The 23,893-nt window shown below is 66.1% G+C and carries 21 protein-coding genes; 10 read left to right on the forward strand and 11 right to left on the reverse strand.

Features of this window, described 5'->3' with window-relative positions:
* The first annotated feature begins 19 nt into the window (after nt 1-19).
* Genes folM through ACODS5_RS08720 form a run of 3 tightly spaced genes read left to right on the forward strand, consistent with a single transcriptional unit; the run spans nt 20 to nt 1,354 of the window.
* On the forward strand, nt 20-712 hold the full coding sequence (folM, locus tag ACODS5_RS08710) for a dihydromonapterin reductase (RefSeq protein WP_134691233.1): 693 nt from the start codon (nt 20-22) through the stop codon (nt 710-712).
* Between the two features lie 11 nt (nt 713-723).
* Nucleotides 724-1,020 carry a DUF1244 domain-containing protein gene (locus ACODS5_RS08715; RefSeq protein WP_050706872.1) on the forward strand — a complete coding sequence of 99 codons (297 nt, stop codon included), beginning with the start codon at nt 724-726 and terminating at the stop codon, nt 1,018-1,020.
* A complete protein-coding gene (locus tag ACODS5_RS08720) occupies nt 1,013-1,354 on the forward strand; it encodes a HopJ type III effector protein (RefSeq protein WP_134691235.1) in 342 nt (113 codons plus the stop codon). Before ACODS5_RS08715 ends, ACODS5_RS08720 begins: the two co-directional genes overlap by 8 nt.
* Before the next feature lie 36 nt (nt 1,355-1,390).
* On the opposite strand, the gene ACODS5_RS08725 is transcribed toward ACODS5_RS08720, so the two are convergent.
* From ACODS5_RS08725 to ACODS5_RS08740, 4 genes are all read right to left on the reverse strand, one after another.
* The gene (locus ACODS5_RS08725; protein ID WP_489108410.1) at nt 1,391-2,299 is read right to left on the reverse strand and encodes an alpha/beta hydrolase family protein; all 909 of its coding nucleotides are present in this window, start codon (nt 2,297-2,299) and stop codon (nt 1,391-1,393) included.
* A 97-nt stretch (nt 2,300-2,396) separates the two neighbouring features.
* A complete protein-coding gene (locus tag ACODS5_RS08730) occupies nt 2,397-3,083 on the reverse strand; it encodes a GNAT family N-acetyltransferase (protein ID WP_489108411.1) in 687 nt (228 codons plus the stop codon).
* A 167-nt stretch (nt 3,084-3,250) separates the two neighbouring features.
* The gene (gene fabV / locus ACODS5_RS08735; protein WP_134691241.1) at nt 3,251-4,450 is read right to left on the reverse strand and encodes an enoyl-ACP reductase FabV; all 1,200 of its coding nucleotides are present in this window, start codon (nt 4,448-4,450) and stop codon (nt 3,251-3,253) included.
* A 120-nt stretch (nt 4,451-4,570) separates the two neighbouring features.
* Complete coding sequence (locus ACODS5_RS08740) at nt 4,571-5,443, reverse strand: LysR family transcriptional regulator (protein ID WP_489108412.1); 873 nt, start codon at nt 5,441-5,443, stop codon at nt 4,571-4,573.
* 134 nt (nt 5,444-5,577) lie between these two features.
* Between ACODS5_RS08740 and ACODS5_RS08745 the strand changes: the two genes are divergently transcribed.
* The 5 genes from ACODS5_RS08745 to ACODS5_RS08765 all read left to right on the forward strand — a co-directional run bounded on the left by ACODS5_RS08745 (nt 5,578) and on the right by ACODS5_RS08765 (nt 11,216).
* A complete protein-coding gene (locus ACODS5_RS08745; RefSeq protein ID WP_134691245.1) occupies nt 5,578-6,627 on the forward strand; it encodes an agmatine deiminase family protein in 1,050 nt (349 codons plus the stop codon).
* Entirely contained in the window at nt 6,624-7,520 is an 897-nt protein-coding gene (gene aguB / locus ACODS5_RS08750) for an N-carbamoylputrescine amidase (RefSeq protein WP_489108413.1), read from the forward strand. Before ACODS5_RS08745 ends, aguB begins: the two co-directional genes overlap by 4 nt.
* A 3-nt stretch (nt 7,521-7,523) precedes the next feature.
* Nucleotides 7,524-8,618, forward strand: a complete 1,095-nt coding sequence (locus ACODS5_RS08755; RefSeq protein ID WP_489108414.1) for an extracellular solute-binding protein — start codon at nt 7,524-7,526, stop codon at nt 8,616-8,618.
* 4 nt (nt 8,619-8,622) lie between these two features.
* Complete coding sequence (locus tag ACODS5_RS08760) at nt 8,623-9,741, forward strand: agmatine deiminase family protein (RefSeq protein ID WP_489108415.1); 1,119 nt, start codon at nt 8,623-8,625, stop codon at nt 9,739-9,741.
* Between the two features lie 296 nt (nt 9,742-10,037).
* A complete protein-coding gene (locus ACODS5_RS08765) occupies nt 10,038-11,216 on the forward strand; it encodes an acetyl-CoA C-acetyltransferase (RefSeq protein ID WP_489108416.1) in 1,179 nt (392 codons plus the stop codon).
* A 48-nt stretch (nt 11,217-11,264) separates the two neighbouring features.
* On the opposite strand, the gene ACODS5_RS08770 is transcribed toward ACODS5_RS08765, so the two are convergent.
* Nucleotides 11,265-11,807 carry a nucleotidyltransferase family protein gene (locus tag ACODS5_RS08770; RefSeq protein ID WP_256660258.1) on the reverse strand — a complete coding sequence of 181 codons (543 nt, stop codon included), beginning with the start codon at nt 11,805-11,807 and terminating at the stop codon, nt 11,265-11,267.
* A 1-nt stretch (nt 11,808) separates the two neighbouring features.
* On the reverse strand, nt 11,809-12,516 hold the full coding sequence (locus ACODS5_RS08775; RefSeq protein WP_489108417.1) for an SDR family oxidoreductase: 708 nt from the start codon (nt 12,514-12,516) through the stop codon (nt 11,809-11,811).
* A gap of 76 nt (nt 12,517-12,592) precedes the next feature.
* Here ACODS5_RS08775 and ACODS5_RS08780 point away from each other — a divergent pair, with 76 nt between their 5' ends.
* A complete protein-coding gene (locus tag ACODS5_RS08780) occupies nt 12,593-13,549 on the forward strand; it encodes an arsenic resistance protein (RefSeq protein ID WP_489108418.1) in 957 nt (318 codons plus the stop codon).
* Nucleotides 13,550-13,612: 63 nt separating this feature from the next.
* On the opposite strand, the gene ACODS5_RS08785 is transcribed toward ACODS5_RS08780, so the two are convergent.
* Both ACODS5_RS08785 and metE read right to left on the reverse strand, forming a co-directional pair.
* Entirely contained in the window at nt 13,613-14,137 is a 525-nt protein-coding gene (locus ACODS5_RS08785) for a histidine phosphatase family protein (RefSeq protein ID WP_489108419.1), read from the reverse strand.
* A gap of 139 nt (nt 14,138-14,276) precedes the next feature.
* Entirely contained in the window at nt 14,277-16,580 is a 2,304-nt protein-coding gene (metE, locus tag ACODS5_RS08790; protein ID WP_489108420.1) for a 5-methyltetrahydropteroyltriglutamate--homocysteine S-methyltransferase, read from the reverse strand.
* Between the two features lie 314 nt (nt 16,581-16,894).
* Between metE and ACODS5_RS08795 the strand changes: the two genes are divergently transcribed.
* On the forward strand, nt 16,895-18,382 hold the full coding sequence (locus tag ACODS5_RS08795) for a methylenetetrahydrofolate reductase C-terminal domain-containing protein (protein WP_489108421.1): 1,488 nt from the start codon (nt 16,895-16,897) through the stop codon (nt 18,380-18,382).
* 76 nt (nt 18,383-18,458) lie between these two features.
* Here the strand turns inward: ACODS5_RS08795 and ACODS5_RS08800 are convergent, their stop codons facing one another.
* From ACODS5_RS08800 to ACODS5_RS08810, 3 genes are all read right to left on the reverse strand, one after another.
* Nucleotides 18,459-19,667 carry a PAS domain-containing sensor histidine kinase gene (locus ACODS5_RS08800; RefSeq protein WP_489108422.1) on the reverse strand — a complete coding sequence of 403 codons (1,209 nt, stop codon included), beginning with the start codon at nt 19,665-19,667 and terminating at the stop codon, nt 18,459-18,461.
* Nucleotides 19,660-20,472, reverse strand: a complete 813-nt coding sequence (locus tag ACODS5_RS08805) for an alpha/beta fold hydrolase (protein WP_489108423.1) — start codon at nt 20,470-20,472, stop codon at nt 19,660-19,662. The genes ACODS5_RS08800 and ACODS5_RS08805 overlap by 8 nt, the downstream gene beginning before the upstream one ends.
* A gap of 302 nt (nt 20,473-20,774) precedes the next feature.
* Nucleotides 20,775-23,867, reverse strand: a complete 3,093-nt coding sequence (locus tag ACODS5_RS08810; RefSeq protein ID WP_489108424.1) for an autotransporter outer membrane beta-barrel domain-containing protein — start codon at nt 23,865-23,867, stop codon at nt 20,775-20,777.
* Nucleotides 23,868-23,893: the final 26 nt, after the last annotated feature.

The following is a 23,893-nucleotide window of genomic DNA, read 5'->3' on the forward strand; positions in this document are numbered from 1 at the left end:
ACGAACAGACCGCCCGAACATGAACAGCCCAATCCTCATCACCGGCGCCAGCCAGCGCGTCGGCCTGGCCCTGGCCCTGGAGCTGGCCCAGGCCGGCCATACGGTGGTCAACGCCAGCCGGACCCAGCTGGCGCAGGTGGCCCACCCGAACATCCGCCAGTTCCAGGCCGACCTCACCCGCGCCGAAGACCGCCAGGCCCTGATCGACCACCTGCAACGTGAATACGACGGCCTGCGCGCGATCATTCACAACGCCTCGTTGTGGCTCGACGACGGCCTGGACAACCTCGAGACCATGTTCCGCCTGCACGTCGAGGCGCCCTACCACCTCAACCTGGCCCTGGGCGAGCTGTTGAACAAGGTCGACAAGGCCGACATCATCCACATCTGCGACGAAACCTCGTCCCGTGGCAGCAAGAGCCATATCGGCTACGCCGCGACCAAGGCCGCGCTGCAGAACATGGTGCTGTCGTTCGCCGAAAAGTACGCGCCCAGGGTGCGCGTCAACGGTATCCTGCCCGGCCTGCTGATCCTCAAGGAAGGCGGCGACGAACAGTACCGCCAGCAGACGCTGAAAAAAGCCCTGCTCGAATTCGAACCCGGCGCCCGCCCGCTGATCGATGCCGTGCTGTTCCTGCTCGAAAGCCAGTACAGCACCGGCAGCCAGCTGGTCATCAACGGTGGCCGCCATCTGAAGAACCGCATGACCTGAGAGGCCTGCCCATGACCCCGCAACAACAGCTCGAACTCGAAGCCGCCGCGTTCCGGCGCCTGGTCGACCACCTGCAAAAGCGCACCGACGTGCAGAACATCGACCTGATGAACCTCTCCGGCTTCTGCCGCAACTGCCTGTCCAAGTGGCTCAAGGCCGCCGCCGACGATCGCCAGATCGAGCTGAGCCTGGACGATGCCCGTGAGCAGGTGTACGGCATGCCCTATGCCGAGTGGAAAGCCCAGCACCAGAAAGAAGCCAGCGCCGAACAACAGGCGGCGTTCGAACAAGGAAAACCCCGTGACTGACCTGACCACCCTGCGCAATGGCCTCGCCAGCGGCGAACACGTTTTTGCCGATACCCTGGCCTTTATCGCCGCGAACTACAGCTACCAGCCCCAGGCCTTCGACAATGGCGACGTGCACAACGCCGCCGGGCAGAACGAAGGCTCATGCAAGACCCTGGGCCTGGCGCTGCTCGAAGGGTTGAGCGACCAGGAGGCGCTGCTGGCCTTCGGCGAGCACTACCGTAGCGTGCTAGCAACGCCCGAGGGCAGCGACCATGGCAATATCCGGGCGCTGATCAAGCATGGGCTGGCCGGGGTGAAGTTCACCGCCCAGCCACTTGCGCGCCTGGGCTGATAGCAGGTGGGGCCGCTGTGCGGCCCCAACCGGACATCAACTGATGAGCTGGCCGGGTGTTTCAGCCGCAAGACGCCCCCTCTGCAACCACTCCAGCGCAATCGGCCACAGACTTTCACGAAACCGATCGTGAAAGAACGCGAAATGCCCGATCTCCCCCACCGAGATATCCACAGGCGCCACCCGCAGATGCCGCCGCTCGCCCGCTTGCAGATACCCCAACAAACGCTCAGTTGCCGCCACCGTGCCAAACGGATCGTCAGTCAGGCTAATGGCCAGGGTCGCCGCCTGCACCTGGGCAAATGGCGCCGCCGACAGTAGACGCCCACTGGGCCGCTGCTCGTAGCGCGGGGTGGGCGTGCTCCAGTCACTCACCACGCCCGCCGGGGTGTCCTCCAGCCAGCCCAGGCGCTTGCCGGGGAAATAGCCAAACAGCCGGGTCAGCAGCGGCATCAGCACATGCCATTTGCCGACCAGCCGCCAGCGCTGTTCCCGCGCATAGTCGCGCCAATAGGCGAACTGGGCGCCCACCAGCACCGCGTGGCGCACCTGCGCCGCTGAAGGCGCCAGGCCCAGTGCCCAGCCACCGAAGCTGTGGCCGACCACATGCACGGGCTGGCCGGGGTGTTCGACGACGGCCAGTTGCAGCATCGCCTCGAAATCCAGGCGGCCCCAGTCGCTCCACGATGCCTTGAACCCGCGCAACGAGGGCGGGCGCGATTCGCCGATGCCACGGTAGTCGTAGGTAAGCACATCGAAGCCCTGGGCGAACAGGTAGTCGGCAAACCGTGAGTAATAACGGCAGCGCACCGAGGTGGCGGCGTTGATGATCACCAGCGGACGCTGGGGATCAGGCTGGGCGTGGCGCCAACGGAAACCGCCGAGGCTGTAGCCGTCGGCGGCGACATGACGAAAGGCACAGGCGGGTTGGGTGAGGCTGCTCATGGCGCGCTCCCTGCGGCGTCGCGCCAGGCTGGCGGACGGGCTGTTGTCGTGCGCCAACGCTAGCAAAAAAAACCTTGCCTGTAATCGCGGGGCAGGCTCAGGTGGTCGGCAAGGCCCGCGCCACGCCTGGCTTGCGCAGCACCGCCAGGCGCGAGCCATCGTAGCGGGTCTCGCGGAACAGCTTCCAGCGCCCGAACAGCCCATACACGTGCATCACCCGCCCCTGCTCGTGGTAGCCCATGCGCAGGTGCAGCTTCATCGCCGGCACGTTATGCGTCTCCACCACGTCCACCACCTTGTGGCAGCCCTTCTCGCGCATGGTGTTCCACAGCTCGACCTGGGCCGTCACCGACAGCTCGCTGCCAAAGTACGGCCGCGTCATCTCGCCGCCGAACTCGAAGAACTCGCCGGGTTTCACCGGGAAGGTGCAACCGTAGTAATGCTTGTCGTGGTAATCGACCACGCTGGCCCAGATGAATGCCACGGCATCGCCCTGCTCATCCAGGTACATGTGCCCGGTATGGCCCTCGGCGGCCAGCTCGCGCATGGTCTCGACCCGGTCGCCGAAATGTCGGGCGAAGGCATCGGCATTGGCCGTGGTGATCTGCACCAGGGTGACCGGCGCATGCGCCTTGAGGCTGTGCGGCGGCACCGGACTGATCAGGTCGCGCTCCATCCACAGCAGTTCCCAATGGAAAAACACGTAGCGCTCGAAAAAAGTCTTGAAGGTGCGCTTGAGGCCCTTCTGGCGGATGCGTTCTTGTAGTTTTTGCAGTACACCCATTGCTCCCTCCTCGGCGCCAGCGAAATTGCCAGGCCAATAGCTGGGGTATAGATCAGGCGGAGGGTGGCCATGGCAAAGGGCCAGCGAGGGATTTGTTTCAGAATATTAACAAGTCGTCGGCGGGAACCGCGCAGCCGTCATGAACGGCTGCGCGGTCAAGGACTTGCTTACAGCTCGACGCAGTCGAACCGTACGTCGGTGGCCACGTCTTCGTCGTAGTTGACGTCAGCGCGCTCGAAGCCGAACAGGTTGAGGAACTGCTTCTTGTAACCGGCGTAGTCGGTCAGCTCGAACAGGTTCTCGGTGGTCACTTTAGGCCACATCGCACGGCAGGCGTCCTGCACGTCATCGCGCAGCTCCCAGTCGTCCAGACGCAGGCGGCCTTCGTCGTCCAGTGCCGCCGGCGCACCGTCCGCACGGTACATGCGCTCACGGAACATGCGATCCAGCTGGTGCTGGGTACCTTCGTGGATACCCTTCTCCTGCATGATCTTGAACACCATCGACAGGTACAGCGGCATCACCGGGATCGCCGAGCTGGCCTGGGTAACCACCGACTTGAGCACCGCGACGTTGGCACTGCCACCGACTTTCTTGCTCAGGCGCTGGGCGGTTTCGTCCAGGTCCTGCTTGGCCTTGCCCAGGGCGCCGTCCCAGTAGATCGGCCAGGTGATGTCGGAGCCGATGTAGCTGAAGGCCACGGTACGGGCCTGTGGCGCCAGCACGCCGGCGGCGTTAAGGGCGTCGATCCACAGCTCCCAGTCCTGGCCGCCCATGACGGTGACGGTGTCCTGGATTTCCTGCTCGGTGGCCGGCTCGATGCTGGCCTCGATGATGGTGTCCTTGTTGGTGTCGATGGCGGTCGACTTGTACGGCTGGCCGATCGGCTTCAGGGCCGAGCGGATCACTTCACCGGTCTGCGGCAGCTTGCGCACCGGCGAGGCCAGCGAGTAGATGACCAGGTCGACCTGGCCGCCCATTTCGTTCTTGATCAGCTCGATGACCTTGGCACGGGCTTCGTCGGAGAAAGCGTCACCGTTGATCGACTTGCTGTACAGGCCTTCGGCCTTGGCGAACTTGTCGAAGGCGGCGGCGTTGTACCAGCCGGCGGTGCCGGCCTTGGTCTCGGTGCCCGGTTTTTCGAAGAACACGCCCAGGGTGTCGGCCTTGAAGCCGAACGCCGCGGTGATGCGCGCTGCCAGGCCGTAGCCGCTGGAGGCGCCGATCACCAGGACTTTCTTCGGACCATCCTCGCGCACGCCCAGCTTGCGGGTGGCTTCGATCTGGTCACGGACGTTGAGCTCGCAGCCCTTGGGGTGAGTCGTGGTGCAGATGAAACCGCGAACCTTGGGATGAATGATGGCCAATGTCTGTACCTCGTCAGGTTTAGGCTGGGGCAGCGCCCGGATTCGGGGTGCTGCCGTTTGATCTAGAGGGTGAGACTACCCTCGTGGGATATCCGACACATATTACGGGGTGATTCAAAATCATCGAACATTTTGTAGGAGCGGCGCTGGCTGCAGGGCTTCGCGCAACCACCCCAGAAACTGCCGCGCCAGCGGATCCTCCTGGCTTTCCCAATGCACCAGGCAACTCCATACTGGCCCACGCACGCGTAGTGCCGACAAGGGCCGCAAGCGCCCGTCATCAACCAGCCGCCGCGCCAGCAACTGGCTGACCAGGGCAATGCCCAGCCCCTCGCCCGCCGCCTCCAGCAGCAAACCCGGGTCGGAGAAATTCAGCCCTTTGCCCTGCTGCCCCACATCCTCGCCGCCTTCCAGCTGCCAGTGGCTCCAGTCCATCTCCCGCTCGCCGTGCAAGGTGGTGCGCCCTTGCTCGGGCAGGTTCGGATGGCAGGCCGGGTACAGCAGGTCCTGATGCAGCACGCTGAAGCTGCATTCGGCCTGGGCGCCGATGTCGTCGCGGATCGCCAGGTCGATGGTCTCGCTGGCCATGTCCGGCGCCTCGAAGCTGGTGAACAGCCACAGGTCCACTTCCGGGCAGCGCTGGTGAAATTCGCCCAGGCGCGGCAGCAGCCAGTGACGGGCGAACGCCGGGGTGGTGTTGACCACCAGCTGGTTGGGCTTGCGGTACTGGTCGAGCCGACGAATACCCACCGCCAACTGCTGCAGCATGGCCTGGGTGGTACTGAGCAGATCGTGCCCAGCGTCGGTGAGGCTGACACTGCGCCCGCTGCGATGGAACAGCGGCTGCTCAAGGTAGCTTTCCAGGCTGCGGATCTGCTGGCTGATTGCCGACTGGGTAAGGTTCAGGGCCTCGGCGGCCTTGTGGAAACTACCCAGGCGGGCGGCGGCTTCGAAGCCACGCAGGGCGTTGAGTGGGGGCCAATGCTTGAGCATGCTGATAAGCCTTGCTGATCAGAAGTGCGCTAAATCTATCGTTTGTCGCACCAGCCTGCCAGCCATAACATTGGCCTCAACACCCGCGACGGCGGGCTTCGTTGATAAAAATCCCTAATAGATCGGAGTTCACTATGACCCTGTCCCACGACAGCGGCTGGCACATGCCTGCCGAATGGGCCCGCCACGCCGCCACCTGGATGATCTGGCCGCACAACCAGCCGCTGTGGGAGTCGGGCTGGGGCGTGACCCTGGCCGATGTACAGCGCGACTACGCCCGGGTGGCGGCCGCCATCGCCCGCTTCGAGCCGGTGAAAATGGTGGTCGATCCCTCGGCCATGGCCATCGCCCGCGAACTGTGCGGCGCCGGTATCGAACTGGTCGAGCTGGACGTGGACGACAGCTGGTGCCGCGATAGCGGCCCGACCTTCCTGACCCACCCGCAACACGGCGTGGCCGGCCTGAGCTGGCGTTTCAACGCCTGGGGCGGCAAGTCCGAGCACGGCAAGGACCGCAGCCTGGCCCGGCGCATCCTCGATCACCTTGGCCTGGAAGGCCTGAGCACTGCGCTGTGCAACGAAGGCGGCGCCATCCATGTCGACGGCGAAGGCACCCTGGTCACCACCGAATCGGTGCTGCTCAACTCCAACCGCAACCCGGGCCTGAGCAAGGCTGACTTCGAGGATTGCTTCGCCCGCCTGCTGGGCATCCGCAAGACCATCTGGCTGCCGGGCGACCCGCAGTACGTCACCGGCGACATGACCGACGGCCATGTCGATGGCGTGTGCGCCTTCGCCCGCCCCGGCGTGCTGCTGGTCGACGCCACCCACGACCAGGGCTCGGTGTATGCCGAAGTGGCCCGCGAGAACCGCCGTGCTCTTGAGCTTGCCACCGATGCCCAGGGCCGCTCGTTCGAACTGCTCGACCTGTTCGAGGCCACGGCGGCCGTGGACACCGAAGCAGAGGTGTTCTGCGCTTCGTACACCAACTTCTACCTGGCCAACGGCGCGGTGATCATGCCGGCCTACGGCATCGACGCCGACCAGGCCGCCGCGCAGCAACTGGCCCTGGCCTTCCCCGGTCGCGAAGTGGTACCGGTGCGCATCGACCATATCGCCCACGGCGGTGGCGGCATCCACTGCATCACCCAGCAGCAGCCGGCCTGGCAGGGAGCGCGCCCATGAGCACGCTGCGCATCGCCACCACGCAGATGGCCTGTAGCTGGGACCTACCCGCCAACCTCGACCACGCCGAACAACTGGTGCGCCAGGCCGCGGCCAAGGGTGCCCAGGTGATCCTGTTGCAGGAGCTGTTCGCCACCCCGTACTTCTGCATCGAGCAGTGCCACAGCCACCAGGCCCTGGCCCAGGACTACCACGATAGCCCGCTGCTCAAGCGCTTCGCCGCACTGGCCAAGGAACTGGGCGTGGTCCTGCCGCTTAGCTGGTATGAACGGGCCGGTAACGCCTTCTTCAACTCGCTGAGCGTGGCCGATGCCGACGGGCGCCTGCTGGGCGTGTACCGCAAGACCCACATCCCCAACGCCATCGGCTACCAGGAAAAGGAATACTTCAGCCCCGGCGACACCGGCTTCAAGGTCTGGGACACCGCCTTCGGGCGCCTGGGCATCGGCATCTGCTGGGACCAGTGGTTCCCCGAGACCGCCCGCTGCCTGGCGCTGATGGGCGCCGAAGTGCTGCTGTTCCCCACTGCCATCGGCTCGGAACCTGGCGCCGCCGAACTGGATTCACGCGACCATTGGCAGATGGCCATGCGCGGCCATGCCGCCGCCAACCTGCTGCCAGTGGTGGCCGCCAACCGCGTCGGCCATGAAGTGGCGCGCAGCGATGACAGCCTGAGCATGCGCTTCTACGGCTCGTCGTTCATCTGCGACCACAAGGGCGCGATGCTGCAAGAGGCCGACCGTGACAACAGCGGCGTCTGGCTGCACGACCTGGACCTGGCGCACATGCGCGAAGATCGCCTGAGCTGGGGCATCTACCGCGACCGCCGCCCCGACATGTATGCGCCGCTGCTGACCCTTGACGGCCGTACCCCACAGACCGCGAGGGCCTGAACCATGCCAAGCTGTCCATCGAAACTGCTCGCCATCGCCGCCCTGCTGGCCTGCGCCAGTGTTGCCCAGGCCGAACAGGACGCCCTGCGTCTGTACAACTGGGCCGACTATTTTGCCGAGGACACCCTCAAGCGCTTCACCGCCGAAACCGGCATCCCGGTGATCTACGACGTCATGGACGGCAGTGAGGTGCTCGAGGCCAAGCTGATGTCCGGGCGCAGCGGCTACGACCTGGTCTTCCCTGGCGACACCGTGGCCGAGCGGCTGATGCGCGCCGGCAGCCTGCAGCCGCTGGACCGCAGCCAGTTGACCGCGCTGGACGATATCGACCCCAGCCTGCGCAAGCTGCACGACCAGTACCCCAAGGCCAGCCAAGCCACCGTGCCTTACACCTGGGGCACCATCGGCCTGACCATGGACGCGAAGAAGATCCGCGAGCGCATGCCCGACGCCCCGCTCGACAGCCTCGACCTGCTGTTCAAACCGGAGCTGGCGGCCAAGTTCGCCGACTGCGGCATCTCGATGATCGACTCGCCCGACGAAGTGCTGGCCGTGGTGCTTCACTACCTGGGGCGTGAACCGCGCAGCGCCAAACGTGAAGACCTGGCCGCCGCCAGCGAGCTGCTCAAGGGCATCCGTCCGTACGTGCGCAAGCTGCAGTCGCAACCGGTCACCGAGCTGGTCAATGGCAACACCTGCCTGTCGCTGGGCTACAGCGGCGACGTGATCCAGGCCCAGCGCACCGCCGAAGCCGCGGGCAAGGCCATCGACTTCCAGTACCGCGTGCCTCGCGAAGGCACCACGGTGTGGATGGACACCATGGCCATCCCCGCCGATGCCAAGCACCCGGAGTACGCCTATCGTTTCATCAACTTCGTCATGCGCCCGGAGAACATGGCCGCGATCAGCAACTTCACCGGCTACCCCACTGCCAGTGCCAAGGCCCGCTCGCAGGTGGACGCGCGCCTGCGTGACAACCCGGACATCTACCTCAGCGATGCCACCTTCACCCGCTTGATCCCGGGCAAGGACATCCCCCAGGCCGACATGCGCGCGCGCATGCGTGTCTGGACCCGTTTCAAGACCGCACAGGACTGACCCCATGCCCACTCGCCGCACCTTCCTTCAACAGCTGAGCGTGGTCGCCGGCGTAAGCGCCGCCGCCAGCTTCGGCCTGCCCCTGGGCAGCGCCCGCGCCGCCGAGGCGGGCCGCTGGTTCATGCCCGACGAGGGTGAAAAACAGCAGTGCGCCTACATCGCCTTCGGCGCCCAGGACGCCATCTGGGAGGACTTCACCGAAGACGTCCAGGCCGCCCTTGGCCGTATCGCCCGGGCCATTGCCGTCTACCAGCCGGTGACAGTGTTCTGCCGCGCCAGCGAACGCGACATTGCCGAGGAGGAATGCGGCAGCCACAACATCACCTATGTCGAAACCGAGCTGGACGACATCTGGATGCGCGACATCGGCGCCAACTTCGTAGTCGACGACGATGGCGCGCTGGGCGCGGTGGACTTCAACTTCAACGGCTGGGGCGGCAAGCAGCAGCACCGTCACGACGCCAAATTGGCCACCCGCGTCGCCAAGCTGGCCGGCGCCCAGTACCAGCGCAGCGAGCTGGTGGGCGAAGGTGGCGGCATCGAGGTGGATGGCCATGGCACTGGGATCATGACCGAGAGCAGTTGGATCAACAGCAACCGCAACCCAGGCTGGAGCAAGGCCCAGGTCGAGGAGGAACTCAAGGAACGACTGGGCCTGCGCAAGATCATCTGGCTGCCGGGCATCAAGGGCAAGGACATCACCGATGCCCATGTGGACTTCTACGCGCGCTTCGCGGCGCCCGGCGTGGTGGTGGCGAACCTGGACAACGATCCGGACTCCTACGACCACGAGGTGACACTCAAACACCTTGAGATCCTGCGCAACGCCACCGATGCCGATGGGCGCAAGCTGCAGGTGCATACGATGTCGCCGCCGTTGAAACCGCGCCGCAACAAATTCAGCAAGGGCAACCCGGACTTCGCTGCGGGGTACATCAACTACTTCGTGATCAATGGCGCGGTGATCGCGCCGCAGTTTGGCGATCGCAGTGCCGACGACAAGGCCCGGGCGTTGCTGGTGCAGCTGTATCCGGGGCGCAAGGTGGTGCAGCTGGATATCGATGCGATTGCGGCGGGTGGGGGTGGGATTCACTGCGTGACCAACCAGTGCCCGGCGGTGTGATTGCAAATACAGGGGCTGCGTTGCAGCCCTTTCGCGGCACAAGGCCGCTCCTACAGAGGATCGCGGTCGCCTGTAGGAGCGACACCGGTTTCACCGATCCTCAGGCGAGCGCCGCCACCCAGGCACCACCGGCTCCCTAAACCTCACACTCTTCAGCACCAGCGCATGGCAGGAAGGCGTGGCCTGCCGCCGTTCATTCATTTGAAATTCGGATCAATGGCAAAGAAAAACAAACTTCCCAAATAAGCGCCCAGCACCGATGCTGTGCCAATCACGCCCGTATTCGGAGAACAACAATGAACGAAGTCGTCATCGTCGCCGCCACCCGCACTGCCATCGGCAGCTTCCAGGGGGCGCTGGCCAATGTGTCCGCCGTCGAGCTAGGCGCCGCGGTGATCCGCCAGCTGCTGGCCCAGACCCAGCTGGACCCGGCCCAGGTCGACGAAGTGATCCTCGGCCAGGTGCTCACCGCCGGCGCCGGGCAGAACCCCGCCCGCCAGGCCGCGGTCAAGGCCGGCCTGCCCTACGAAGTCCCGGCCCTGACCTTGAACAAGGTCTGCGGCTCGGGCCTGAAAGCCCTGCACCTGGCCGCCCAGGCCATCCGCTGCGGCGACGCCGAGGTGGTGATCGCCGGCGGCCAGGAGAGCATGAGCCTGGCCCCCTACGTGATGCCCTCGGCGCGCACCGGCCAGCGCATGGGCCACGGCCAGCTTGTCGACAGCATGATCAGCGACGGCCTGTGGGATGCCTTCAACGACTACCACATGGGCATCACCGCCGAGAACCTGGTGGACAAGTACAGCCTCACCCGCGAACAGCAGGACGCCTTCGCCGCCGAGTCGCAGCGCAAGGCGGTGGCCGCCATCGAGGCCGGGCGCTTCAAGGATGAGATCACCCCGATCCACATCCCACAAAAGAAAGGCGAGCCGCTGGTATTCGACACCGATGAGCAACCGCGCCCCGGCACCAGCGCCGAATCCTTGGGCAAGCTGCGCGCCGCGTTCAAGAAAGACGGCAGTGTCACCGCCGGCAACGCCTCCAGCCTCAACGACGGCGCCGCCGCGGTGCTGCTGATGAGCGCCAGCAAGGCCAAGGCCCTGGGCCTGCCGGTGCTGGCGAAGATCGCCAGCTACGCCAGCGCTGGCGTGGACCCGGCAGTCATGGGCATCGGCCCGGTGTCGGCGACCCAGCGTTGCCTGGCCAAGGCCGGCTGGCAGCTCGCCGACCTGGACCTGATCGAAGCCAACGAAGCCTTTGCCGCCCAGGCACTGGCGGTGGGCAAGCAGCTGGAGTGGGATGCGGCGAAGGTCAACGTCAATGGCGGTGCCATCGCCCTGGGCCACCCGATCGGCGCGTCGGGCTGCCGGGTACTGGTGACCCTGCTGCACGAGATGATCAAGCGCGATGCCAAGAAGGGCCTGGCAACCCTGTGCATCGGTGGCGGCCAGGGCGTGGCGCTGGCCATCGAGCGCTGATCGGTCGCGGCCACACGCCAAGCCCGGCAGGTTCCCCTGCCGGGCTTGTCAACCGAGCAAGCGCAACCTTGGCCAGCGCTGCAACCAGCCCTTCTCCCGCGCCCGCGCGGCCATCGCCTCGGCCTTGCCCGGCGTGGAACGCAGCCGCAGGCCGAACAGATCGTCCAGCCCCAGCGGTGCCAGCACCTCGCACTGGTCATCGGCGGTGCGCCGCACCGCCACCGCCGTGGCGACTTCCGCCCAGTAGCGCATGGCATCGCCGGTCGAGGCATAAGGCGCCTGCCCGTGACGCAGGTGCATGCGCGCCTGGTTCTTCACCGACCACAACACCTCCGGCGCCCAGGCCTGCAACTGCGCCTCCAGCCGCAGGTCCTCGGCCCGATCCATGCGCGCCGGATCGAACCACAGCACATCCACATCCCCTTGCGGCGCGGTCATGGCCCGCCCATGCAGATGGTCCCACACGGCATTGCGCACGAAACCCGCGCCGATCCAGGCATCCGCCACGCCAAGATCGCGCACCAGCGCTAGCAGCGGCCAGCGCACGGGGTCATTGCAGACAAGGGTCTGCACCTGTCGTTCGAAGTTCACCTCAGAAACGCTCATCACGCAGCGCGGGCAAGGTGATGTCGCGCACGTAGCTGGCCGACGACAGGCTCAGCATCATCCGGCACACCTGGACCACGTCGTGCAGCGGGATCAGCGTCCCCTCGCCGCGCTGTTCGGCTTGCGCCAAGGGCACGTCCAGTCCATCTTCGGTATTCAGGTAGCCGAGGTTCAGGCAACTCACGCCCAGGCCTTGGTCGCGGAAGCCTTCACGCAGTGTCTCGGCAATGCCGCGCAGGCCGAACTTGCTGGCGCCGAAGGTGACTTCTGGGCGACCACTGCCTGGCACCCCCGATGTGGAGCCGGTGAGGATGATCCGTGGCCGTTCGCTCTCGAGCAGTAGCGGCAGCAGGCGCTTGATCAACAGCAGCGGGGCGGTGATGTTGGTGCCGACCATGCGCTCGATCTGCCCATCGTCATCGTCGAGGAAGCTATAGTCCTCCTCGAAGGCCCGCGCCTCCCAGATGCCGACGTTGTACACCAGCACGTCCAGCCCACCGTCCGCCACCGCCTCATGGATCATCGCCGCGGCCTGGCGCGGCTGGCCGAGGTCAGCCTCGATCCAGTGCAGCGCGCCCGTCAACGACGCCGGCCGGGTACGCGACACGCCGATCAGCGTATCGCCTGCGTCACCCAGGCCCTCGACCAATGCCTTGCCCAATCCCTTGCTCGCACCCACCACTAGAATTCGCATCGAATCACTCCCTATGGACTGCGCCAGATAGTACCCTGCCCCACCTAGTAATTCAGTCGGAAAAACCGAGCCATCCGTGGACAGAGATCAACTCGAACGCCATCAGATCCCCCTTTACTTGATCGCCGTGGTGCTCGCCGCCGCCATCGGCCTGCTTGCACCCAGCGTTGGCCAACCGCTGGAGGCGCTGGTGACACCTGCCATCGCCGTGCTGATGTACGCGATGTTCCTGCAGATTCCCTTCCTCGACCTGCGCGCGGGCCTGGGCAACCGGCGATTCATGGGCGCGCTGCTGCTGGCCAACTTCGTGCTGGTGCCAGTGCTGGTATGGGCCATTACCCGCGGGCTGGTCGATCATCCGGCGGTGCTGGTCGGTGCCTTGCTGGTACTGCTGACGCCGTGCATCGACTACGTGGTGGTGTTCACCCATATCGGCAAGGGTGACTCGCGCCTGACCCTGGCCGCCACGCCGGTGCTGCTGCTGGTGCAACTGGCATTGCTGCCGTTGTACCTGGCGCTGATGCTCGGTGGCGCTGCTGATGTCGAGATTTCCGTGGCGCCGTTCATCGAAGCCTTCGTGCTGCTGATCATGCTGCCGCTGTTGCTGGCGGTCGCCACCAGTGCCGGCGCGCGGCGCTCGGCGCGGGTGGCGCAGTGGAACGACGCCTGGGCCTGGCTGCCGGTGCCGGCCATGGCGCTGGTGCTGGTCGCGGTGATCGGTTCGCAGATCGGCGTGGTTGCCAGGCGCCTAAACGACCTGTTGCCGGTGCTGCCGGTGTATGTCGGCTTCGCACTGCTGGCGCCGCTGCTTGGGGTGGTCGCGGCGCGGCTGGTGAAGTTGTCCACAGGCGAGGCCCGGGCCGTGACCTTCAGTGCCGCCACGCGCAATTCGCTGGTGGTGCTGCCGCTGGCGTTGGCGTTGCCGGAGTCGATCCGCACGCTAGCGGCGGCGGCGGTGATTACCCAGACATTGGTGGAACTGGTGAGTGAGTTGATCTATGTGCGCGCCGTGCCGGCGCTGGTGCGACGCTAGGCAAGCACTGGGGCCGCTGCGCGCCCCTATCGCGACACAAGGCCGCTCCTACAGGGGATCGCGTCAGCCCAGTTGCAACCGCCATTGGCCGTAATGGCTGAAGCACACACGCGCCAGCGGCGGCACATCGATGCGCTGGAAAGACTCTAAAGGCGCCCCCAGCGCATGCAGCATGGCGGCGCGGATGACAAAGGGATGGGTGACAGCGACCCATTCCCCCTCGCCCAGGGCGCTGTCCATCCAACACGCGACACGCTGGCACAGGGCGGCAATCGATTCACCGCCATGGGGCGTGGCCTGCGGGTCGGCCAGCCAGGCCTGCAGCTCGCGCTCGTCCAGTTGCTTGAGCGGTCGGCCTTTCCAGGTGCCCAGCGTGCAATCGCGCAGGCCTTCGTCGACAGTCGCGTTCAGGCCCTGCGCGGTCTGCCGGGTACGTAACTCAGGTGCCGTGAGATAGCGGGCAGCGGTGGGCAGGCCGGTCAAAAGCGACGGCGGCTCGCGCAACTGATCGTCGTCGAGTGCAAAGCGCCCCACCCGCTGAGCCTCGGTGCGGGCGTGGCAGATCAAGGTGAGGTGCAGCGGCTTCATCGAGGGCTTTCCGGGCAGTTGTTCAGGCCACTCTAAATCAAGTACCCGCCGCGCAGAACCGTTCGCCGGCAAGCCGGCTCCTACAGGCATGACGCCTTCTCGTAGGAGCCGGCTTGCCGGCGAATGGGTCAGCCAGGCCTCAAGCCGTGGCGCGCAGTTCGCGGGCGGCGGCCACCATGTTCACCAAGGCCGCCTCGGTTTCCGCCCAGCCACGGGTCTTCAAGCCGCAGTCCGGGTTCACCCACAGCCGTTCGGCCGGGATCCGCTGGGCCGCCTTGCGCAGCAGCTTGACCATCTCCTCCTTGGCCGGTACCCGCGGCGAGTGAATGTCGTACACCCCCGGCCCGATCTCGTTCGGGTAGTCGAACTTCTCGAACGCCTCCAGCAGCTCCATGTCCGAACGCGAGGTCTCGATGGTGATCACGTCGGCATCCATCGCCGCGATCGACTCGATCACATCGTTGAACTCGCTGTAGCACATGTGGGTGTGGATCTGCGTCTCGTCGCGCACACCCGAGGCGCACAGGCGGAAGGCCTCGGTGGCCCACGCCAGGTAATGCGACCAGGCACCGCGGCGCAGCGGCAGGCCTTCGCGCAAGGCCGCCTCGTCGATCTGCACGATCCTGATGCCCGCCGCCTCCAGGTCGACCACCTCGTCGCGCAGCGCCAGCGCCAGCTGGCGCGCCTGCACCTCGCGCGTCACGTCCTCGCGCGGGAACGACCACATCAGCATGGTCACCGGGCCCGTCAGCATGCCCTTCATTACCTTGTGGGTCAGGCCCTGGGCGTATTTGATCCAGGCCACGGTCATGGCCTGCGGGCGGCTCAAGTCACCGAAGATCACCGCCGGCTTGACGCAGCGCGAACCGTAGCTCTGCACCCAGCCGAAGCGGGTGAAGGCATAGCCGTCCAGTTGCTCGGCGAAGTACTCGACCATGTCGTTGCGCTCGGCCTCGCCGTGCACCAGCACATCCAGGCCGAGGTTTTCCTGGATTTCCACCGCATGGCGGATCTCGCTGTGCATGGCCTCGACATAGTCGGCCTCGGTCAGCTTGCCCTGCTTGAACGCCTGGCGCGCCAGGCGTATCGCCGAGGTCTGTGGGAACGAGCCGATGGTGGTGGTTGGAAAGGCCGGCAGGTTCAGCCCGGCGCGCTGCTTGACGATGCGCTGCCCGAAAGCGGTGGCACGCTGGCTGTCGGCCGGCTTGATCGCGGCGACCCGGGCCTGCACCGCCGGCTTGTGAATCCGTGGCGAGGTGGCGCGACTGTGCTGCACGGCGCGGCTCTGCGCCAGGGCGGCGCGCACATCGTCGGCCTCGGGCTGGTCGACCGCCTTGGCCAGCAACGCCACTTCCTGGCACTTCTGCACGGCGAACGCCAGCCAGCTTTTCAGTTCGTCATCGAGCTGGTCTTCACGGGCCAGGTCCACCGGGCTGTGCAACAACGAGCACGACGGCGCCACCCACAGGCGCTCGCCCAGGCGCTCATGGGCGTGGCGCAGCACCTCCAGCGCCTTGTCCAGATCGCAGCGCCAGACGTTGCGGCCGTTGACCAGGCCCAGCGACAGCACCTTGTAGGCCGGCAGGCGGTCGAGGATGGCCGGGTACTGCTCCGGGGCGCGCACCAGGTCGATGTGCAGGCCATCCACCGGCAGGTTGGCGGCCAGGCCCAGGTTGTCTTCCAGGCCGCCGAAATAGGTGGCGACCAGCTTCTTCAGCGGCGCGCGCTGAAGGATGTTGTAGACCCGCTCGTAAGCGTTCTTCCAGTCCTGAGGCAGGTCGAGGGCGAGGATCGGCTCGTCGATCTGCACCCATTCCACGCCTTGGCCAGCCAGGCGGTTGAGGATCTGGTCATACAACGGCAGCAGGCGCTCGAGCAGCTCGAGCTTGTCGAACTCGGCGCCCTTGGTCTTGCCCAGCCACAGGTAGGTCAGCGGGCCGATCAGCACCGGCTTGACCGCGTGGCCCAGGGCCTGGGCTTGCTCGACCTCTTCGAACAATTGCTCCCAGCTCAGGGCGAACTGCTGGTCGGCGCTGAACTCGGGGACCAGGTAGTGGTAGTTGGTGTCGAACCACTTGGTCATCTCCTGGGCGTGGGCACCGCCGCAGCAGCTGTCACTTCGGTCCGTCGCCACGGTGCCTCGGGCCATGGCGAACAAGGTTTGCAGGGTCGGTTTGGCACCGTCCTTGGCACGGAAGCGCTCCGGGATCACGCCGAAGGTCAGCGAGTGGGTGAGCACCTGGTCGTACCAGGCGAAATCGCCCACCGGCAGCAGCTCGATGCCGGCGGCCTTCTGCGCCTGCCAGTGGGCGGCACGCAGGCCACGGCCCACGGCGCGTAGGCCGGCTTCATCCAGTTCGCCCTTCCAGAAGGCCTCCTGGGCTTTCTTCAGCTCACGGTCGCGACCGATGCGCGGAAACCCCAGGTTGTGTGCCAGTGCCATGTCGTCGTCCCTCGAACCTTGAATGTGAATGAGGGGATTCTGCGCGGCGCAACAACGTGAGACAAACTCATAAAATTTGAGATGAACTCAAGATTTGTTCATGATTAGAGTGTTGTATCGCGAAAGGGTAGCCCCGGGGTTTCTGTGTTGATGCAAAGACCGCTGGGGGCGCTTTGCGCCCCTTTCGCGACACAAGGCCGCTCCTACCTGCCTGTGGATGTCTCAACCAGTACAATCCCCCGCGCAATCAGACATGCCCGGCCCCACCCGCTGATGCACACTGCCACCCTGCCCCAACCCGGTAGCCAGCCCCCATGAGCCTGCTGAAAACCACCCTGGACGCCAACGCCTTCGCCTGCATCCTGGAATTCGTGCCCAAGCCCAGCGCCGAGCGTTTCGCCATCCTCGACACCCTCATGGCCCGCACCCAGCTGTGCGGCTGGCCGCTGACCGTGGCCATCGGCGACCGCGTCGGCAGCGCCCTGGACATGTCGCCGCTGGACGCCTTCGCCAGCCTCGCCAAGCCCGCCCCAGCCCTGCTGCACTTCTCCGGCAAGGACCGCGAACGCCGCGACCTGCTCGCCCAGTTGCAACGCATGGACGCCGCCGGCCTCGACCAACTGCTGCTGCTCAGCGGCGACCGCCTGCCCGGCCACGTCCCCGGCCAACGCCCGGTGCGCTACCTCGAATCGGTCGCGGCCTTGCAGATTGTCCGCCAGGCCCGGCCACACTGGCTGCTGGCCGCCGCGCTCAACCCGTTCAAGTACCAGGAGGCCGAAGGCGGCGCGCAGTACAGCAAGGCGCAGAAAAAACTCGCTGCCGGCGCCGACCTGTTCATTCTGCAACTCGGTTTCGATATCGATAAGCATCAGGAAGCCTTCGACTGGATGCAGCGCCAGCCCCACCCCAAGCCGCTGATGGCCTGCATCATGGCGCTGAGCGAGGGCCGTGCCGGGATGCTCGAGCATGTCGCCGGGGTGACCGTCACGCCATCGATGCGCGCACTGCTGGCCGCTGAGGCAGCGGTTTCCAAGGCCTACGCCAAGGAGCGCGCCAACCAGCGCCTGGCCTTGCAGGTGATCGGCCTGAAATTGATGGGTTATGCCGGCGTGCACTTGTCCGGCATTCACGAGGTGGCGCAGTTCGACGCGCTGGAGCAGGCCATCGAGCACTTGCAGCCGCAGTTCAGCTCACTGCAGGACTGGACCCCGGCCTGGGAAGCGGCCTGGCAGGCACCTGGCCTGACGCCAGTCACCTTCCACCCACCCGGACACGCCTGGCGCCTCGGCCAACGGCAGATCACCGCGTCCAACAAGGAAAAGGTTCGCTATCACCTGCTGTCGGCGATGCACCACCAGTTGTTCAGCCGCACCACCGCCTTGAGCAAGGCCTTCGGCTGGGCTGTGACCCGACCGCTATGGGCCAACCCCACGGCAGCGCAGTGGCTGTACCAGCTGGAACGGCGTATCAAACGGCCGATGGTGGGCTGCGATACCTGTGGCAGTTGCCGGCTGGAGGACACGCTGTATATCTGCCCCGAGACCTGCCCCAAGGGGCTGGCAAACGGGCCGTGCGGCGGCACCAGCCTGGATCGTTGCGAGTTTGGCGATCGGGAATGCGTGCACAGCGCCAAGTACCGGCTGGCGGTGAGCGTGGGCAGGACCGAGGTGTTGCGTGAGCGGCTGATTCCTTGTGTGCAGGTGGAGAACCGGCAGCGCAGTTCGTGGCCGGGGTGGTTCGAGGCATCTCCGTCTCAGGCGCCCTCCCGGCAACCTGGCATTGCGCCAGAGTTCAACGAGTAATACGCCTGTCGATAATTGTGTTGTCGGAATGGTGAAGCCGGCGCACCCGCTGCGAGGATGGGAGGAACGGGGCAGATTACTGTTCCCGCCCGTCACCGGCAGCAACAGTGCCAGGCAAAGCCCCCCTGGCCGGCAACCAAACGGTGAAGGTAGTGCCATAGATTGCATCCGAGCGCATGCCGATCCTGCCGCCATGCGCCTCGGCAATCTGCTTGACGATGAACAAGCCCAGGCCCACCGAACGCAGCGGCCCCTCGCGCTCGCTGCCTCGCGTCATCGGCTCGAACAGCGTCGGGATCAACGCATCAGCAATGGCCGGCCCGTGATTGTGAACGCTCAAGGTCGCGCCTTCGTCGGTCAGGTCGGTGGTCACGGTGATCGGCAAGCCCAGGTCGCCATAGGCCACGCTGTTGGCGACCAGGTTGCCGAGCATCTGCTGCAAGCGGTCCTGATCCACTTCGAAGGTGCCATGCCCGCGCCAATAATGACGAATACCGGCCTGGGCGAACGCCACCCTGAGCTCGCTCACGCACTGGTCCACCGCCTGGCGCAGATCGACCTGCTGGCGCGTCACGCGGATGCCCTGCCCTAGCCTGACCGAGGCGAAGTCCAGCAGGTCGACGATCATCCGCTGCGCCCGGTCGGCGGCACTGCCGATGCTGCCCAGCAAGCGCCGGGCCCGGTCGCTGTCGGCATCACGTTCGAGCAGTTGGGTCGCCATCTTGATGGCCGTCATCGGGTTCTTCAGGTCATGGCTGGCGACCGCGACCATCTGCTCGGCGAGGATGGCGCGGCGCTCGGCGTTTTCATAAGCCGCGGCAAGTTCGGCCTGGGCCCGTTGCAGGGCGGCCTCGGCGCTGACTTTCTGCGCCAGCAGCTCTTCGGCGCGCTGCATGGCCACCAGCGCCGCCCGTTCGTTGCGGTCGCGCTCGCCGGTGCCGAGCAGCGCCAGGTGGTAGCGCACCCCCTCGACGGTTTCACGCCGCACGCCGTTGAGCAGCATGGCCAGCAGGTGCCCATCGCGGTGACGCAGCTCGAGCTTCACCTCCGATACCGAGCCCTGCAGGTTCATCAACGGCCCCCAGTGCGTGAGCTGGAACGCCCGCCCCGCAGGCGTCAGCAACTGATCGAAACTGCGCGCCTGCAACGCCGCCGGATCATGCCCCAGCCACTGGCTGAACGTCTGGTTGCAGCGCAGCACGGTGCCATCTGCGGCCATGACCACCAGCCCGCACGGCGCGTGCTCGAACAACGACTCATCGAACAACAAGGCGGCATCATCCATGGCCGAATCCATGGCCAGCAAAGAACGCATCCATCGCCGCGGCGCAGGCTCCCGGGGCGCTCAGCTGCGGGTAATGGCCCATGTTGTCGATAAGGCTCAGCTGGCTGTCTGGGAGCACACGGTGCAGGTACTCGCCCACGGCCAGCGGCACCACCGGGTCGCCCGTGCATTGCACGATCAGCGTCGGCACCGGCAGGCCGCTGACCTCCTGGCGGTGGTCGCAAAGGAAGATGACCCGGGCAAAGTGCCGGGCGATCTGCGCGTCGGTGCGACAGAAACTGCTGGTCAGCTCCGCCTGCAGTAATGGTTGCCCCGGCGTGCCCATCAGCGTCGGGGCCATGGAACTGGACCAGCCGAGGTAGTTGTCATCGAGGGTGGTGAGCAGCGCCTGGATTTCATCTGGCGCAAAGCCACCGGTGTACCCCGCCGAATCGATGTAGCAGGGCGAGCCGCCGATCATCACCAGGCCGGCAAGCCGCCCGGGCCGCTGACGCTCGGCCAGCACGCCGATCATCGCGCTTACCGAGTGCCCGACCACGATCACCGGCCCCTCGGCGTATGCCTCGATCAGCTCGTTGAGGTCCGTGGCATAGCCCCAGAGCGACGCATATTTTTCCGCCGCGTAGGCCGCAAGGTCGGACTGGCCGGCACCGACCAGGTCGTAGGTGACCACGCGAAAGCGCGTGACCAGATGAGGCAGCAGGCAACGCCACATCGACTGATCACAGCCGAAGCCGTGCGACAGGATCAAGGTGGTACTGCCGCTCCCAGCGATGTGCACGTTGTTACGCTTTTGCAGGGTCATTACCTATCCCGATGTCGTGCAACGTTGTGCTGAGCAGTGCCGAGCGGTCCATGCTGCGGGTGAGAATGGTCGAGGCGCGCCCGCGCTCGACGTGAGGGGCAGGCCGGGTGTTTCCAAGGAGATCTGGCTGACACCATACGCGATATGGGCGGGAAGAGCGCGGATTTTGCGTACAAAGGCGTCACACGTCCTTGGCGTGCGTGGAGCGGCCTTGTGTCGCGAAAGGGCTGCAACGCAGCCCCAGTGATCGGTGGCATTCGATCGATCACCGGGGCCGCTGCAAGGTCTTGCGCAGCCGGGGCTTAGAACGCCCAATCCAGGGTCAGGCCGACCCCGTGGCTCTTGTCGCGGCTGCCCAGCAGACCGTTGTAGTCCAGGTTGACCCGGGCCTCGCGGCTCAGGGCGATGCCCGCCCGGGCGCCAACCACCGCCGCGTCGCGGTCCAGCGACAGCGCCTGGACCTTGTAGGTGTCGCCCTGCCCGGCAAAGGCCAGGTGCTGGTCGGCCCCGGTCGAGCTCAGGTTGTGCTGCCAGCCCAGGGTGGCGGACAGCTCAACCGCCTGGCCGCTGGACAATTGCAACTGCTTGCCGGCGCGCATGCCCAGGGTCGAAAGCCAGGCATCGCGGTTGTCCTCGCCGCCCTTGAGCGCGGCGGCGCCGCCGTGCTCGGTGAAGCTGTCGCTGGCGATGTGCACATAGGCCAGGTTGGCGAACGGCTCCAGCGCCACGCTGGGCAGGTCGAGCTTCCAGGCCGCCTCGCCGAACACCTGGGTGCTCTGCGCGTCGCGCTTGCTCTTCTGGCGATCGCTGACCTCGTTGTAGTGCAACTCGCGCTTGGTCTCGATGCGGTGCCAGCTGTGGTTGACGCCCGCGCTCAAGCGCATTTGCTCCAGCTCCTTGCCGGCATAGGCGCCCAGGTGGTAGCTGTCGACGCTGGCCGAGGAGTGACGATCATCGCCCATGCTCAGCGAACTGTCGCTGTAGCCGGTGAAGACGCCGATGCGGGTGTCCTCGCTGATCTGCCCGTCGATACCCAGCAGCATGCCACCGATGGAACTGCTGTAGCGGGCCCGGCCGGAATCACCCTCGGCCTTGCCCCAGGCGCCCAGGGCCTTGATCCACAGGCCGTTGTCCTGGCCGTCCAGGCGCTGCTGGCGGGTGCGCTCGACCACGGCATCGCGCACCTGGCGGCTGTCGTTGAGCAACAGGTTGCCCACCGCTGGGTGGATTTCCCCGGACAACTGATCGAACGCCTGCTGGGCGCTGGCAGCATCGGCCGACAGCAGCAGGCTCTCGTAGACCGGGTTGCCCGCGCCAAGGCGATCGGCCGCCGCGGCCAGCGAACGCTGGTTGGCGGTCAAGCCGACACTGGCGAAGGACGTGGCGTTGCGCTGCACCGCCAGTTGCACCCCATTGGCGCTGTAGGCCAAGCCACCGCCAAGGAACAAGGCGTTGGTTTGCACGGCGGCGAAACTGCCCTGCACGCCGCCCGCGGCACTGAGGATGTCGAACTGCCGCCCCACCAGGCTGGTGGCCTGCTGCGATTGCAGCGAAACCCCGGGGTTCTGCAGGTCCAGGGCCAGGTTGGCGCCGCCCACGGCCAGCGTGCCGTCGCTGACCAGGCGGTCGCTGCCGGTGCTGTCCACCTCCACCGCATAGGTCGAGCCCGGCTGGAAGGTCACGTCGTTACTGACGCGCAAGGTGCCGATGGAATTGCCGGGCGCCACCACGCCGCCACGGCTGACCACCAGCGCGCCGATCCGGCCATTGCCGCCGAGCACGCCGCCGTCGTTGACCGTCACCGTCGATTGCAGCGAACCATTGACCGCCAGCCGCCCCTGGTTGACCAGGGTCGGGCCGGAGTAGGTGTTGTTGCCGCTGAGCACCAGGGTGCCGATGCCCTGCTTGGTCAAGCCGCCATGGCCGGAAATGTCGTTGCTCCACAGGTCGAGCCCGCAGCTCAGGCCGTTGCAACGCCGCTCAGTGGGCCTGCCGGCGTCCACCAAAGCGCCGATACCCGGCAAATCAGCCACGAACTGGCTCGGGCCGTAGCCACCGGCGATGCGCAATTCCTCGGGGATGTCCTGCTCGGTGACCAGCATCGCCGGGCCACGGATACCTTTGTCGAGGTTGATCATGCCCCAGCCGTACAAGGCATCGATGCCCGGCGCGCCCATGTCGGTGGCGGTGGTGCGCAGCACGCTGGCGATCTGCGCGCCGCTCATGTACGGGAAGCGCTCCATCAGCACCGCCGCCGCGCCCGCGGCATGAGGCGCGGCCATGGAGGTGCCGTTCTTGTTGGCGTAGCCCTGGGTCAGGTCGGCCAGGCTGGTGCCGCCAATCACCGCGCTGTAGATGCGCGTGCCGGGGGCCGAGACGCAGAAGCTTGCGGTATAGCCGCAACGGGACGAGAAGGTGCTGATGACGTAAGGGTTGGCGCTGCTGGTGTCGGGGTTTTGCTGCAACGCTGCCACGGTCATCCAGTTGGGGGCGATCTCCGGGACGAAATAGCCCAGCCCGGCAATCGCATCGGGGTTGTTCAGGTTGTAGTCGTTGCCGGCGGCGAAGATGGTCAGCACGCCACTGCGGGCAGCGGCGATGGCGCCGTCATAGGCGCCGCCGGGCATGGTGCCCAGCAGCGGCTGGATCTGCGCGAACTGCGCCCGGGCATCGTCCAGGGTGAAATGCGGGAAGTCCGGATTGCGCCCGCCCTTGGCGAAGCGATCGGTGATGCCGATGCCCCAGCTGTTGTTGATGATCCGCGCGCCGCTGTTCACCAGGCTGTCCCAGCCGGCCTTGTACACCGCGCCATCGTTGCCCAGGACGATGCCGTCCTCGGGGCCGGGGTCGCCGTTGTCGGCGCTGATGATCTGCGCGGCGAAGGCCACGCCATGCATCTCGACGCCATCACGGTTGCCGGCGGCGATGCCGCCGACGTGGGTGCCGTGGGAGCCGAGCTTGCCATCGGAGCCCACCGACGGGCTGCCGTCATAGCGAAAGGCATCGCCGGCGTTCACCTTGATGTAGGGGTCGGTGTACTGGCGAATGCCGCTGGTGACCAAGGTGACGATCTTGTCCTTGCCGGCGAACTCGGGGTGCGGGGCGTAGACCGGCTGGTCGAAGATCCCAAGCTTCACGCCCTTGCCGCTGTAGCCGGCGGCATAGGCACTGTCGGCGTTGATCGCCCCCAGCCCCCAGTCGGCCTTGAACTCGCTGCTGCGCCAGCTGCTGGCATCCCCCAGGCGCCCGCTCTCGACATAGGGCGCCGCCTGGGCCGTGCCCAGCAACGCCGCCGAGCCCAGCAACGCCCACCCCAGTGGGACCAGCGCCCCGCCCTGCCCACGTGCACCGTCATCCTTTCTGATTTGCTTCACTACAACCTTCCTTAGCTGCATGGATGGAAAACTGCGTTGGTCGAACT

The sequence above is a fragment of the Pseudomonas sp. FG47 genome (assembly GCF_057809115.1).